Below are 13,876 nucleotides of genomic sequence, written 5' to 3'. Positions count from 1 at the left end.
GGCTCTGACAATAGCATCTAAGCCAAATCAATCTGTTTACTTCGCTTAATCAATCGCTGTTTCTATTGGTAAAAGTTTCGAATAAAACCAAGTGTCTTTTCGCACTCTTCTCGATTACCAACGCTGATTCGAACACAATCTTCGATCGGCGAATTGCGTAAAATGATGCCGTTGTCCCACGCCGCTTTAAACATTGCATCACCATCAGGGAATTTAACGAGCAAGTAGTTACCCCAACCATCGAACACCGTCAGTTGTGGCATCCCCATTAAACCTGCCTGTAGGTAAGCACGGTTTGCGTTAAGGTCAAGCACTTGGAACTTCGCACGAGCTAGCCCTTCTTGAGACAGCGCTTGAGTGGCGATCTCCGCTACTGGAACTGGTACTGGATAAGGTGCGATAACTTTAAGAAGCACATCAATCAACTCTTTGTTCGCCAACGTGAAGCCGCAGCGCAAACCAGCCAAAGCAAACGCCTTAGAAAGTGTTCTTAAGATCGCAAGGTTTGGATACTGATCCAAAAGGTCCACCGTCGAGGCTTCTGGACAGAAGTCGATGTACGCTTCATCCATCACTACAATCGCTTTGTCTTGCGTCATTTCCAACAACTTAATGATGTCTTTGCGCTCAACAAGGTTACCCGTCGGGTTGTTTGGGCTACATACAAATACGACTTTAACGTTATCAAGCTGCGCTTCGATCGCATCGAGATCGAGCTGCCACTCAGAAGTCAGCGGAACAACCTTACGCTCGACACCGATAGTTTCCGCGCTAATCGCGTACATTCCATAGGTCGGTGGACAGTAAAGGATTGCATCTTCACCAGGCTCACAGAAAGCGCGAATCAATAGCTCAATACCTTCGTCCGCACCACGAGTTGTGATGGTCTGTTCAGCTTTAACACCCGCGTATTGAGCGTACGCCTCAATCATCTCTTTTGGTTGACACTCACTATAACGATTTAGACGCGCAAGATTCAGCGTGTATTCATTATCAAATGGAGATTCATTGGCATTAAGCCATACGTCACCTGAACCACCGATTCGTCTTGCCGACAAATAAGGAGTTAAGGCTTGAACTTGTTTTCTTGCTAGCTTTTCCATGAACAACTTACTCTCTTTAATTCTATGCTTCGGCGCGATTGAGTTTTTCAACTCGGATGGTTACGGCACGTTTGTGTGCATCAAGACCTTCGGCTTCTGCCATGGTAACAACCGTTGGTGCGAGGCCTTTCAAGCCATCTGCTGATAGCTCTTGAACTGTCATTCTCTTAGAGAAATCCGCCAAACCTAAGCTAGAGTAGGTTTTGGTATAACCATAAGTTGGAAGAACGTGGTTGGTACCCGATGCGTAATCACCTGCTGACTCAGGTGACCAATCACCTAAGAAGATTGAACCTGCATTATCAAGCAGAGGTAGAAGTTCACGTGGGCTCTTAGTTTGTACGATTAAGTGCTCAGGACCATAGAAGTTAGAGATAGCGACCGCTTGCGTAATCGATTCTGCAATGATGATTAGGCTCGATGCCAACGCCTGTTGCGCGATATCTGCACGAGACAATTCTTTGAGTTGCTTCTGAACCGCTTCCGTTACTTGGTCTGCAATCACTGGTGATGGCGTTACTAATACCACTTGAGAGTCAGGGCCGTGTTCAGCTTGGCTCAACAAGTCCGCAGCAATGAAGTCGGCATCTGCTGTTTCGTCTGCGATAACAAGTACTTCAGAAGGACCCGCAGGCATATCAATCGCCGCGCCACGGAAATCGTTGCTCACTTGACGCTTTGCCTCGGTAACGTAAGCGTTACCAGGGCCAAAGATCTTATCTACCTTTGATACCGTCTCAGTGCCGTAAGCCATAGCAGCAACAGCCTGACCACCACCCACATTGTATACTTCATCAATTTTACAAAGCTTAGCTACGTATAGAATCTCATCTGCAATCGGTGGTGGTGAACAAAGCACCACTTTACGACAACCCGCAATCTGAGCCGGAACACCAAGCATTAGAACCGTTGAAGGAAGCGGAGCACTACCACCCGGAATGTATAGACCAACCGTATTGATAGCGCGAGTCACCTGCTCACATACAACGCCAGGTTGAGTCTCGACCTTAATAGGTTGCGGTTTTTGCGCTTCGTGAAACTTAGCAATGTTGCGGTAAGCTTGCTCTAGCGCTTGCTTCATTTCTGCTGTTAGACGAGCACTTGCTTCTTCAATCTCGTCCGCCGAAACGCGGATAGACTTTGGCGTTACTCGGTCAAACTTTTCGGTCAGTTCAGTCAGTGCAGCGTCGCCTTCACTTCGCACTTTGGCGATAACCTCAGAAACAGCCGCCGTGATGTTTGCGCCCTCACTAATCGCGGGACGCTCTAGTACAGAATCTTGCTGAGATTCACTTAAAGATTGCCAAACAACGGTTCTCATGCGGATTACCCCATCATTTTTTCGATTGGTAATACTAGGATTGAACTCGCACCTAGCTCTTTCAGTTGTTCCATCGTTTCCCAGAACAAGTTCTCTGTACTTACTAGGTGAACTGCAACTTTATCTTTGTCCGTTGAAAGAGGAAGAACCGTTGGATCTTCAGCACCTGGTAGCAACGCTTTGATCTGTTCAAGCTGAGCAGTTGGAGCGTGTAGCATGATGTACTTAGACTCTTTCGCCTGTTGTACGCCTTGCATACGCGTTAGTAGCTTTTCAATCAATGCTGTCTTATCTGCGTCAAATTCGCCAGTACGTTGAATCAGTGTCGCTTTAGATTGGAAGATGATTTCAGCTTCTTTTAGACCGTTTGCTTCCAGTGTTGCGCCTGTAGAAACTAAGTCAGCAATCGCATCTGCAAGTCCAGCACGAGGAGCCACTTCTACAGAGCCAGTTAGCATACAAGTGCTGAAATCAACACCTTGCTCGTCCATGTAAGCTTTTAGAAGTTGAGGGTAAGTGGTTGCGATACGCTTGCCCGCTAGGTCTTGCGGTCCGTTGTACTCTTCGTCTTTATTGATTGCGATAGATAAACGGCAACCACCGAAATCTAGACGACGTAGTGTTTGGAACTCTGCAGGCTCTTTAAGAGCAAGGCGATCTAGGCGAACTTCTTCCAGTTCATTTTCACCAATGAAACCAAGGTCAACGACACCGTCCATGATCAAACCTGGGATGTCATCATCACGAACCAGTAATAGGTCGATTGGCATATTTAGTGAATGTACAACTAGGCGCTCACCCATGATGTTGAATTTAACACCACATTTTTTTAGTAGGTCTTGGCACTCTTTACTTAGGCGACCTTTCTTTTGAATTGCGATTCTTAGGCGTTGTGTCTGCATTGCTGTATCCCTGTGCAAATATTTGAATTTATTAATTAATTTAAAGCGCTAAAACTAAAAAACCCTCGGAAGACTCTGTCATCCCGAGGGTTTAAATCTAAATTCTTTTGACTTAACCTCCGGGAGTAATCTTGCTCCCGGGTACGCGTATATCTCCCCGAAAGACTAGATAGGGTGATGATGGTGATGAATGTTCATTACTAATTTACGCATACTTATCAGCTCTTATGTTGTTTGCTGTCTTATCTCCACACTAACTAAGGTGGTGGTCTTTTTCAACCATTTATTCGAACTTTTTTCACGATTTTTAAAATTAATTTAACGCCAATAAAAAAGGGAAGCCGTAGCCTCCCTCTTAAGTGTGGTTATTTCACTGATTAGCTCTTGCAAGTTGCCATTTTGCAACGCGAGAAGTAACCCAGTGCGAAACACACACCAACGAATGTTAGCGCTGCTGCTGAGAACGAAAGCGCTACAGAAGCTGTCATACCCAAAACGATGAAGCCTACACACGATACTAGAGCCACTGACAGCGCGTAAGGAAGCTGCGTCGCTACGTGGTCGATGTGGTTACAACGTGCACCGGTTGAAGACAGAATGGTTGTATCTGAAATTGGAGAACAGTGGTCACCAAATACAGAGCCTGCTAGTACCGCACTCAACATTGGCAGCATAAGTGCAAGGTCTGTCGCGCCAGCCATGTCACCCGCGATTGGTAGCATGATGCCGAAGGTACCCCATGATGTACCAGTAGAGAATGCCATCAGACCAGCAAGTAGGAACAGAATCACTGGTAGCCAGTGGTAATCAATGTTGCCCGTTGCTAGCGAAGATAGGTAAGTACCTGTTTTCATGTCGCCAATAACTGAACCGATTGTCCATGCGAATACAAGGATCAGGATTGCGCCAAACATTGAGCGAGCACCGATCCACATAGTACGAACGATTTCCGCCATAGGCAGTTTTTGCTTAAACACGGTTGCTAGAGCAACAAGTAGACCTAAGATACCACCGTAAACAAGAGACTTACCTACATCTGTGTTTTCAAACGCACCAAGTAAGTTGAACGCTTGGCCGTCAGCAGCCAGTGCCGCGCCACCGGTGTATAGCATCGCTGCTACTGTCGCCACGATAAGCGATACGATAGGCATGATTAGATCAGACACTGAACCGTTTTGGCTCTCTTCAATGTCTAGCTCTTCATTTAGGTCGTGAGCTTGTTGGCTGTCATTGTCACCTTCAAAACCACGGCCTTGAGATGCTTCAATTTCGTGGTCACGCATTTTGCCTACATCAAGACCAAACCACGCCACTGCAAATACCATTAGTAGTGCAAACACTGCGTAGAAGTTCATTGGGATAAGACGGATGTATGCGCCTAGTGCCGAGTACTCTGTCATACCATGAGTCACAAGAATGCCACCGATGATAGTCATGATGTACGCACCCCAGCTTGATGCTGGCATGATCACACACATTGGAGCAGCAGTTGAATCTAAGATATAAGCAAGCTTAGCGCGAGATACATAGAAACGGTCTGTTACAGGGCGAGAGATCGCACCAACGGCTAGGCTGTTGAAGTAATCATCAACAAAGATGAATACACCCAAGAATGCAGCTAATAGTTTAGAACCACGTTTGCTCTTAACACGAGACTGTGCCCATTCAGCAAACGCACGAGTACCACCAGATAGCGTTAGCAACGCCGTCATCATACCCAAAAGAAGAAGGAACCCGACAATACTCATGTTCCAAGTGTTAATACCGCCGTCTTCAATGAAAACACCCGATACCTTAGTAGCAACATAGCTCGCGGCATTACCAACTGAATAATCAGCCAGTAGAATAGCGCCCATTACAATACCGACACCAAGAGAAACTAAAACACGACGAGTCACAATAGCAAGGCTCAATGCCACCAGTGGCGGGAGCAATGATAAAGGCGATGTTGCAAAATCTATTAAATTCATGATCTTCAAAAACCAGTTTATTTTTATTTGGCTAGAGATCTACTGCAGACAAACTCGGTACAGACGACCAAGTTCATGTTGAACTAAGCGAAAGGGAAGTGAACACTTCACCCAACCCTACAGTAGCGCTCCATAGTTTAAAATTAAGACTATGGCAGTGTTGTACCTATTTAGCACAACCCCAGCAAATTGCTTAGATATACAATTTACTTCGGCAATTACACCTTTTGCTCCCATTCATTGGCATCACCCCAATGAGAGTTACTCTTTGCAATTGCACCTCTACGTGCGATAACACTTTTAACTAATGTTAGTTCATTTTAACAACAATTTAACCAGCGCACCGCATCAGGTAGCCGCAATTGTACTCAACAAAAGCAACAATGCAACATATCATTCCGAGAAAACTAACTTTTTTGTTAGTAAAGTAATCAAGGTGCTCACAACATCGCCACACCTACTCCATCAGTCACATATCACATTTATAGAGTAGTATTAGAATTATTATATCTTAAACTTGGGACTCCATCGGTTTTTCTGAAAGTTCCCCTCTTTTTCAATATTTAATTAAGTTCTAATAAAAAATACTGTTTGTTTTCTTTAATACCTCTGTTTATTATTAGGAGGATTAATTAATTTATCTTGATGGGAAATATCATGTCTGAATTAACAAAAACTCTATTAAATATCCGTAGCCTTCGTGCATTCTCACGTGAATTAACTCTTGAGCAACTAGAAGAAGCACTAGATAAACTGACTATTGTTGTACAAGAGCGTCAAGAAGCTGAAGCTGAAGAACGTGCTGCTCGTGCAGAACAAGAAGCAAAACTAGCTGCAATCGCAGATCAAATCGCTAAAGACGGCATCGACGTTGCTGATCTAATTGCTGCTCTTTCTGGTGAGTCAAAAGCAAAAGGCACTAAATCTAAGCGTGCACCACGTCCTGCTAAATACAAATACGTTGATGCAAACGGCGAAGAGAAGACTTGGACTGGTCAAGGTCGTACACCTTCAGCAATTCAACAACAGCTTGATGCTGGTAAATCTCTAGAAGATTTCGCTATCTAATAGTTAGCAATCAAATTCATATAATAAAGGCCTATTTCGATAGGCCTTTATTTTTATCTGAGCAAAACTGCTTGTCTCTTACAATCTTAAAATGAGCATCTACACTTCTGCCCTTCCTTCATGTTACCCGTCCTTAATAGATAACATCCACCTATTGTGGTCATCAGGCACCTCAGCCGAATCAACTCCCTTAACGCTTTACAATATTGTAATGCCACGCCGTTCAATAGAAAGATAACCACGACATTTTGTGGTAGCGCTAAGCTGAAAATCCGCAGACTCACGATAACCCGATCAATTATCTCAAACTCTAAAACTTGTCGATCGTTATACTAAAGTATATATATCTGTGAAGGCTGTTCCATTTGGGAACATATTGAATAATAAGCGCGTCAATAACCCACGCTATTGCGTAATTGTCTCATTATTATTATGTATATACACGCACATGATAATCATCGAGACATTATACATGCCATATAATGAGATACTCTTATCAAGCGCCTTTTGGCAAGGTGTTACGTAAATAAATTACGATGAAACTCCCTTACTATTACTTACTTGACTACCGACTATTCGAAATCTGAATGTGCGAATCAAGTATTAATAGAAATAAAAAAACCTCAAACTAGGTTTGAGGCTTTTAAACAATTCAGCTTTTCAATAGTGAGAGATTAACGTTCCCAGTATGCTTCTTCTAAGCTGTCTTCGCGTTCAGGAAGACCACGAGATAAACGTGGTGAGTGCTGAACTAATACTTCGTAGCTTGCACGGTTTGAATATTTACATACTTGTGAGAACGAAGAGTAAGTTAAAAATGAGTGCTGATGCTTACTTGAATTCGGCACATTCTCTTTATGGTACTTATTTGCAGCCATATCATGTAGCAACGCAGATAACGCAGCATCACCTGCGCCGTTAGTGTTCTTAATTTTCTCAGGGCCACCCATGTAAGGTGCAATATGCGAGTAAACTTTGATAGGAGATTCACACAACGCTTTATGCGCTGGGCGGCTAAATTCAAAACGGTTGAACTCGGCAATAGAACCCGGTAGCAACGGCAGTGTTGTTTCGCGCTTCGCAGCCTCTTCAGTGTAACCCGCCATAAATAGACCTACTGGACCTGCAGTACATAGAACCAAATCTACCCAATCTAGAGTCTTATCTGATGCAGCTAGAGGATCGCTTTCACCAGTTAGTGCTTCTGCTTCATCTTCATTCATCGCGACAACAGTTACGTGCTGCTTTAAGAAGTCTTTCCAGAATTCAGGGTCGTCTTGAATAACGAACTTAGTACCTAGAGTCAGTACAACTGGCACATCGTATTTCTTTGCGTACTCAATCGCTTTCATTGTCGCTTCAGGCATCGGATCGCCTGGCTTACAACGAACAAGGTATGCAGTTAGAACTAATGCAGATGCACTCTTGAAGATTTTCTCTGGAATGCTGTCTGGATTTAGCTGGTTCATTTGACCTTCGCTGATTGCAAAGGTGCGTTCACCATCTTCAGTGATCAAAGCAAAGCAACGACCGATTGCGCCATCTACCCCTTGTAAATGGTTCAGATCCATTCTGCTTGATGTGTTACATAGGTAACGGTAACCGTAGCTGCCGATTTTGATATCTTGGCTCATTACACCTAAAAGTGTTGAGCGGTCATCGGCTAACACTGAGTAGTTGTGTAACGTGTTACCAATGGTGCCACCAGCGTATTCATTAGTAATCAGACACTGCTCTTTTAGCTCTTGGTATAGAGACTCTGCAGCTTCGTCATTAATAACTAGAGAATGACCTTTACTTAAACCGTACTTTTCAATTAATTCTGAACTCACTTTCGCTTCGATATCCACCAAAGTTTGGTCAATACCAATAATATGAGTGCGAGACATCTTCTTGCTGTTCTGAGATTGGCTCACTAATGGGTCACGAGCATGAACCGGAAAATAGTGCTTTGATTTACGTTGTCCAGGAAATTTCATAAGGCTAGTCTAAGTCAAGGGGAAATAGGGGGCGGATTCTACCGCGCTATATTTAGCGCGGCAATCACTCAAACTATAGCAAACGTTTGCATGGGTATTTTTTTATTCGCCTTCCATAAAGCTTAGATCTGGCAGCATATCCAGATGTTCTGCGTAACGCTTTTGGTTGAATTCAGCGTTGTTCTTCATGACATCAAATACTTCGATTGCAAGTGCACATGCCATCGCTGCAATTGCATCTTCACGAGAGTGCCCGGTCATCATCAAACGCATTAAAGTCTCTTTGACCTTAATCGGTTGTCCGTCTTCTAGCTGATTCTCAATAATCTCAATCAACTGCTCTTCTTGCATAAATTCATCTTGTTCAGACATTTTTTCATCTCAGGTCTTGGATTTTCAGCGACTATGCCACATATAGGTCTGACATCCTAGCGACTCGCTTCGCTTTCATCAGATTCCTAATGAAATACAGCGCAATTCTTGTGCAAAAGAAACTGTGATTCCGGTCTCGGATCTGTCACGTTGTTTCTCTTTCTGTTAGAATCTGCGACCAAGTAATAGTAACGGTGTTTAGACATGTCAGATATCAGCTCTGGAAACAGCCAAAAGAAAGTAATTGTCGGTATGTCCGGCGGTGTAGATTCGTCAGTTTCGGCGTATCTTCTCCAGCAACAAGGCTATCAGGTAGAAGGCCTTTTCATGAAAAACTGGGAAGAAGACGATAACGAAGAGTACTGCACGGCAGCTGAAGATCTTGCGGATGCGCAAGCGGTTTGTGACAAGCTAGGTATCCACCTTCACACCATTAACTTTGCAGCAGAGTACTGGGATAATGTGTTCGAATACTTCCTTGCAGAATACAAAGCAGGTCGTACGCCAAACCCAGACATTCTTTGTAACAAAGAAATCAAATTCAAAGCCTTCCTTGAATTTGCGGATGAAGTACTAGACGCAGACTACATTGCAATGGGTCACTATGTTCGTCGTACTTTCCCAACTCAAGAAGAGCTAGACGCAGGTAAAAAGCCTGAAATGCTTCGTGGTCTAGATAGCAATAAAGACCAAAGCTACTTCCTATACACGCTTAGCTCAGACCAAGTTGCGCGCAGCCTATTCCCTGTAGGTGAGTTAGAGAAGCCAGAAGTACGTAAGATCGCAGAAGAGCAAGATCTGATCACTGCTAAGAAGAAAGATTCAACAGGTATCTGTTTCATCGGTGAACGTAAATTTACAGAATTCTTGGGCAAGTACCTACCAGCACAGCCAGGTGATATTGAAACACCAGAAGGCAAAGTGATTGGTAAGCACAACGGTCTGATGTACCACACACTAGGTCAGCGTAAAGGTCTGCATATTGGTGGTACCAAAGGCGGTGGCGGCAACGAAGCCCCATGGTTCGTTGGCGAGAAAGATCTTAAGCGCAACGTATTGATTGCGGTACAAGGTAAAGACCACCCTCTTCTAAAATCTGAAGGTTTAATTGCGTCGCAACTGCACTGGGTAGACCGCGCACCAATTACTGATGTTTTGAAGTGCACAGTAAAAACTCGTTACCGCCAAACAGATATTCCTTGTACAATCATTCCAATTGACGATGAGAACATCAAGGTTATCTTCGACGATCCTCAAATTGCAGTGACTCCAGGTCAGTCAGCAGTATTCTATCAAGGCGAAGTTTGTCTTGGTGGCGGCATCATCGAAAAACGCATCTAACTGATCGAACGACAAACGATAGAAGACAACTAGGAGTTACTACGTGGCCAACACACTTTATGACCGTACAATCGCTTTCGCTGGAATCTGCCAAGCAGTCGCTTTGGTTCAACAGGTAGCAAAAGACGGCTATTGTGATAAAGATGCCTTTGAAGCTTCACTCAGTGCGATCTTAAATACCAACCCAGCGAATACTGTGGGTGTATTTGGTCGCGAGTCCAACTTAAAGCTTGGTTTAGAGTGCCTAGTAAAAGGTATCGATAGTACTCCTGCAGGCAGCGACATCACGCGTTACATCATTAGTTTGATGGCACTTGAGCGTAAGCTGTCAGGTCGCAATGATGCAATGTCTCAGCTAGGCGACCGCATCCAAACCGCAGAGCGCCAAGCTGAGCACTTTGATCTTTTTGATGAGCAGATGGTAAGCAACCTAGCAAGTATCTATCTTGACGTGGTAAGCCCAATTGGTCCACGTATTCAGGTCTCAGGTACACCTTCAGTTCTTCAACAGACATCAAATCAACACAAAGTACGTGCGCTGCTTCTTTCAGGGATCCGCAGTGCCGTTCTTTGGCGTCAAGTAGGAGGCAAACGTCGCCACCTAATCTTCGGACGCAAGAAGATGGTTGAGCAAGCTCAAATCCTCTTAGCAAGAATGTAATACACCAGCTCGCGCACTGTCGCGAGCTTATTCTTTGTACCAAAACAACCCTCACGCAAACGTTTGCGCAATGTGCGTGACAAACTGCAAAGTTACTGGTATAAAGCTCACAAAATTTAGAAACTCAATTCAGGAGAACACCATGGAACTGTCAGCATTGACTGCTGTTTCACCAGTAGACGGCCGTTACGGAAGCAAGACAACTGCACTTCGCAGCATCTTTAGTGAGTTTGGTCTACTAAAGTACCGCTCTATCGTTGAAATTCGTTGGCTACAAAAGCTTGCGGCAACAGACGCAATCGCAGAAGTACCGGCATTCAGTGCAGAAGCAAACAAGTTTCTAGATGAACTAGCAGCAAACTTCTCTGAAGAAGATGCAGCACGCATCAAAGAGATCGAGCGTACGACTAACCACGACGTTAAAGCGGTTGAGTACTTCCTAAAAGAGAAAGTAGCTGGTGTTCCTGAGCTTCACGCTGTAAACGAGTTCATCCACTTTGCATGTACTTCAGAAGACATCAACAACACGTCTCACGCGCTAATGCTGAAAGAAGCTCGTGACGAAGTGATTCTTCCTGAAATCCAAAACATCATCGATGCTATCAAAGCACTTGCTGTTGAGTACCGCGACATCCCTCTTCTATCTCGTACACACGGTCAGCCTGCTTCTCCATCAACAATGGGTAAAGAGATGGCAAACGTGGCGTACCGTATGGAGCGTCAATACAAGCAAATCGCGAACGTTGAAATCCTTGGTAAGATCAACGGTGCTGTAGGTAACTACAACGCTCACCTTTCTGCTTACCCAAAAGTTGATTGGCACCAGTTCTCTGAAGAGTTCATCACTGAGTCTCTAGGCGTAACTTGGAACCCATACACAACTCAAATCGAACCACACGATTACATCGCTGAACTATTCGATGCAGTTGCACGTTTCAACACAATCCTAATCGACTTCGACCGTGACGTTTGGGGCTACATCGCTCTAGGTCACTTCAAGCAGAAGACTATTGCTGGTGAAATCGGTTCTTCAACTATGCCTCACAAAGTTAACCCAATCGACTTTGAGAACTCTGAAGGTAACCTAGGTCTAGCTAATGCTGTATTCGGCCACCTAGCACAAAAACTGCCTATCTCTCGCTGGCAGCGTGACCTAACTGACTCTACGGTTCTTCGTAACCTAGGTGTTGGTGTTGGCTACGCGATCATCGCATACACTTCCACTCTGAAAGGTATCAGCAAGCTAGAAGTTAACCGCGAAGCACTGCTTGCAGAGCTAGACCAAAACTGGGAAGTTCTAGCTGAGCCTGTACAAACAGTAATGCGTCGCTACGGCATCGAAAAACCTTACGAGAAGCTAAAAGAGCTAACTCGTGGTAAGCGTGTAGACGGCGAAGCAATGCGTAACTTCATCGACGGTCTTGAGCTTCCAGAGCACGAGAAAGCACGTCTGAAAGAGATGACGCCAGCTAACTACATCGGTCAAGCAATCGAGCTGACTGACAAGCTGTAATTCGAGATTCGAATACAATGATATGATTAGGCTTCCCTTGTGGAAGCCTTTTTTGTATCTGTTAGCAGTTGCTAATGATGTTGAGTGGCAAACCTAAACTGAATTAATCTATTGATACAAACATAAGCCTAAACAATCACCAACCGGACGCGTTAAAGCAGTGCATTCACCAATAAAGCAACCCATTATTTCAGTAATAAAAAAGGCCTCCCGAAGGAAGCCTTTCAATCACGAATCTCTTTAAGATTACATGTTACGTAGAGATGCAATACGCTTGTCTAGCGGTGGGTGGCTCATTAGCAGCTCACTCAGAGACTTCTTGCCATTGATACCAAATGCCATCATCGAACCTTCAAGCTGTGGCTCGTGACTTACTTTTAGACGCTCTAGAGCAGCAATCATCTTCTCTTTACCCACTAGGCGCGCTGCACCTGCATCGGCGTGGAACTCACGGTGACGGCTGTACCACATTGTGATGAAGCTCGCTAGGAAGCCAAAGATTAGCTCAAGAACCATAGACACACCGAAGTACACCATCATGTTGCTGCCACCCTCTTCTTCGTTGTCATTAGAAGCAACGATGTTCGCAATGAAGCGAGATAGGAAGATAACGAACGTGTTCACAACGCCTTGCATCAAAGTCATTGTTACCATATCACCGTTTGCGATGTGGCTAACTTCGTGAGCGAGTACCGCTTCAGCTTCGTCACGAGTCATGCTGTGCAGTAGACCCGTTGAGACTGCAACCAGTGAATCATCGCGCTTTGCACCAGTAGCAAATGCGTTGATGTCTGGTGAATCATAGATAGCGACGGTTGGCATGCCGATACCTACTTGTTGAGCTTGGCGGCTTACTGTTTCCATCAGCCAATGTTCTGTTTCATTGCGAGGGCTCTCTATCACCATACCGCCAACAGAACGTAGAGCCATTCCTTTTGACATCATCAAAGAAATGAAAGAACCACCGAAACCGAATACGGCAGCCATCACGAGCAATCCTGAAAGGCTGCCAGGCTGCATCCCCGTTACAGCGTATACAATATTAAGAACAACACTTAGTACCAATACAACCGCTAAGTTGGTTGCAAGGAACAACATTACTCGCTTCATTACTTATCTCCGCATGAAAGCTGTTTTATAAAAACTTATCATTATAGACAAAGCCAACAGGATGAATGTCGCGCTTTGAACACTTCTATTTACTTATACATATAGTCTAAGAATTAGAAAACAAGGTTAAGCATTAAATTGCAACATTTAATTACTAGACCGTATTCGATTTAGACTTGGGTATTAGACCTAAGTCGTATAGAGAACATCGACTGATCCGTTTACAGTGTGCCTAGATGATTTATTGGCTAGTCCGAGTAACAAAAGGAAAGGATCATGGTTGAAGGTACTAACACTCAAATGGCTATTGATTTACTGTGTTGTCACTTAGGTATCACTGAAGAAGAAGCAAAGAAACAGATTGGTATCGTGACGCCAGAGGCTGCACAAAATAATATTACAGAGACACAACAAGCGTTGATGGGTCTAACTAAAGACCACTAATACCGCTTAGAGATCTTCTGGCTTAAGAGATCGACAGATAAACGAAAGGGCTGCAATTGTGCAGCCCTTTTCAATTTTTGGTCTTCAGCGAA

At 44.3% G+C, this 13,876-nt stretch carries 12 protein-coding genes, 1 riboswitch and 1 other annotated feature; of the genes, 5 read left to right on the top strand and 7 right to left on the bottom strand.

Annotated features, from left to right (window positions below; genetic code table 11):
* Nucleotides 1-62 precede the first annotated feature (62 nt).
* The 4 genes from hisC to VFDL14_RS07580 all read right to left on the bottom strand — a co-directional run bounded on the left by hisC (nt 63) and on the right by VFDL14_RS07580 (nt 5,296).
* On the bottom strand, nt 63-1,103 hold the full coding sequence (gene hisC, locus VFDL14_RS07565) for a histidinol-phosphate transaminase (protein WP_032552101.1): 1,041 nt from the start codon (nt 1,101-1,103) through the stop codon (nt 63-65).
* A 22-nt stretch (nt 1,104-1,125) separates the two neighbouring features.
* Nucleotides 1,126-2,430, bottom strand: coding sequence for a histidinol dehydrogenase (gene hisD / locus VFDL14_RS07570; RefSeq protein WP_032552100.1), 1,305 nt, complete (start codon nt 2,428-2,430; stop codon nt 1,126-1,128).
* Nucleotides 2,430-3,326, bottom strand: a complete 897-nt coding sequence (hisG, locus tag VFDL14_RS07575; RefSeq protein ID WP_032552099.1) for an ATP phosphoribosyltransferase — start codon at nt 3,324-3,326, stop codon at nt 2,430-2,432. Before hisG ends, hisD begins: the two co-directional genes overlap by 1 nt.
* Before the next feature lie 53 nt (nt 3,327-3,379).
* Nucleotides 3,380-3,516 (bottom strand) — a sequence feature (His leader region).
* 187 nt (nt 3,517-3,703) lie between these two features.
* Nucleotides 3,704-5,296 (bottom strand): Na+/H+ antiporter NhaC family protein, encoded by a 1,593-nt coding sequence (locus VFDL14_RS07580; RefSeq protein ID WP_032552098.1) that lies wholly within the window; start codon nt 5,294-5,296, stop codon nt 3,704-3,706.
* A gap of 115 nt (nt 5,297-5,411) precedes the next feature.
* Nucleotides 5,412-5,589, bottom strand: a riboswitch (Lysine riboswitch).
* 364 nt (nt 5,590-5,953) lie between these two features.
* Here VFDL14_RS07580 and VFDL14_RS07585 point away from each other — a divergent pair.
* Entirely contained in the window at nt 5,954-6,364 is a 411-nt protein-coding gene (locus VFDL14_RS07585) for an H-NS family nucleoid-associated regulatory protein (protein ID WP_032552097.1), read from the top strand.
* A gap of 674 nt (nt 6,365-7,038) precedes the next feature.
* On the opposite strand, the gene VFDL14_RS07590 is transcribed toward VFDL14_RS07585, so the two are convergent.
* Together VFDL14_RS07590 and VFDL14_RS07595 are read right to left on the bottom strand one after the other, a co-directional pair.
* Nucleotides 7,039-8,343 carry an inosine/guanosine kinase gene (locus tag VFDL14_RS07590; protein ID WP_032552096.1) on the bottom strand — a complete coding sequence of 435 codons (1,305 nt, stop codon included), beginning with the start codon at nt 8,341-8,343 and terminating at the stop codon, nt 7,039-7,041.
* Nucleotides 8,344-8,445: 102 nt separating this feature from the next.
* Entirely contained in the window at nt 8,446-8,715 is a 270-nt protein-coding gene (locus tag VFDL14_RS07595) for a hypothetical protein (RefSeq protein ID WP_032552095.1), read from the bottom strand.
* 204 nt (nt 8,716-8,919) lie between these two features.
* Here VFDL14_RS07595 and mnmA point away from each other — a divergent pair, with 204 nt between their 5' ends.
* From mnmA to purB, 3 genes are all read left to right on the top strand, one after another.
* Complete coding sequence (mnmA, locus tag VFDL14_RS07600) at nt 8,920-10,056, top strand: tRNA 2-thiouridine(34) synthase MnmA (RefSeq protein ID WP_032552094.1); 1,137 nt, start codon at nt 8,920-8,922, stop codon at nt 10,054-10,056.
* A gap of 43 nt (nt 10,057-10,099) precedes the next feature.
* Nucleotides 10,100-10,717 (top strand): high frequency lysogenization protein HflD, encoded by a 618-nt coding sequence (hflD, locus tag VFDL14_RS07605; protein WP_032552093.1) that lies wholly within the window; start codon nt 10,100-10,102, stop codon nt 10,715-10,717.
* 142 nt (nt 10,718-10,859) lie between these two features.
* Nucleotides 10,860-12,230: an adenylosuccinate lyase gene (gene purB / locus VFDL14_RS07610; protein ID WP_032552092.1), complete on the top strand. Its 1,371-nt coding sequence runs from the start codon at nt 10,860-10,862 to the stop codon at nt 12,228-12,230.
* A 246-nt stretch (nt 12,231-12,476) separates the two neighbouring features.
* Here the strand turns inward: purB and htpX are convergent, their stop codons facing one another.
* Nucleotides 12,477-13,340, bottom strand: coding sequence for a protease HtpX (htpX, locus tag VFDL14_RS07615; protein WP_032552091.1), 864 nt, complete (start codon nt 13,338-13,340; stop codon nt 12,477-12,479).
* A 276-nt stretch (nt 13,341-13,616) separates the two neighbouring features.
* Between htpX and VFDL14_RS24725 the strand changes: the two genes are divergently transcribed.
* The gene (locus tag VFDL14_RS24725) at nt 13,617-13,784 is read left to right on the top strand and encodes a hypothetical protein (RefSeq protein ID WP_167332347.1); all 168 of its coding nucleotides are present in this window, start codon (nt 13,617-13,619) and stop codon (nt 13,782-13,784) included.
* The last annotated feature ends 92 nt before the right edge of the window (nt 13,785-13,876 follow it).

Source organism: Vibrio fortis, assembly GCF_000695685.1.
In the GTDB taxonomy this organism is placed as follows: Bacteria; Pseudomonadota; Gammaproteobacteria; order Enterobacterales; family Vibrionaceae; genus Vibrio; species Vibrio fortis_A.
Note: the sequence above shows the minus strand (reverse complement) of the source record. Positions and strands in the feature narration are given on the sequence as shown.